The following is a 454-nucleotide window of genomic DNA, read 5'->3' as shown; positions in this document are numbered from 1 at the left end:
CATCTACACCCTGGTGGTATTCCGCCACAATGACGTCCGCTTCGCCGTTAGCCTCGTTACCGTCAGAGAGCTGGTCTGCATACTTGTTAGTTGCTGCTACGGTGTCCCCGAAGTTCACGCTGGCAAGCGCTGAAGGGTCGGTGAGTTGCGGAGTTTCGGTGGTTACGGTTCCAATGACGCCGATTTTTGTGCCGTCAGGGCTGGTCACAATCGTAAAAGGTTCTAGAGCTGGTTTGCCGGTTGCTGTATCGGTAACGTTAGCGCCAAAAATGGGAAAATCTGCAGACTGAGAAATACGGTTCTGCAAATCAGCCAGACCTCTGTCAAACTCATGGTTTCCCGCGGCGCTCGCCTTCAAGCCCAGAGCGTTGAGGTAGGAGATGGTGGGTTCGTCGTCCTGCACGCTAGAGACGTAGAGCGAAGCGGAGACGTTGTCGCCTGCCGAAAGCAACAC

Annotated in this window: 1 pseudogene; it reads right to left on the bottom strand. The window is 54.8% G+C overall.

Annotated elements, in window-relative coordinates:
- A pseudogene (locus CRD60_RS08885) lies at positions 1 to 454 on the bottom strand (5'-nucleotidase C-terminal domain-containing protein); the annotation flags it as partial.

Origin of the sequence: Bifidobacterium aemilianum (assembly GCF_003315635.1) — a bacterium.
Lineage (GTDB): Bacteria > Actinomycetota > Actinomycetes > Actinomycetales > Bifidobacteriaceae > Bifidobacterium > Bifidobacterium aemilianum.
The sequence above is the reverse complement of the archived record's forward strand: the minus strand, read 5'-3'. Positions and strand labels throughout refer to the sequence as shown.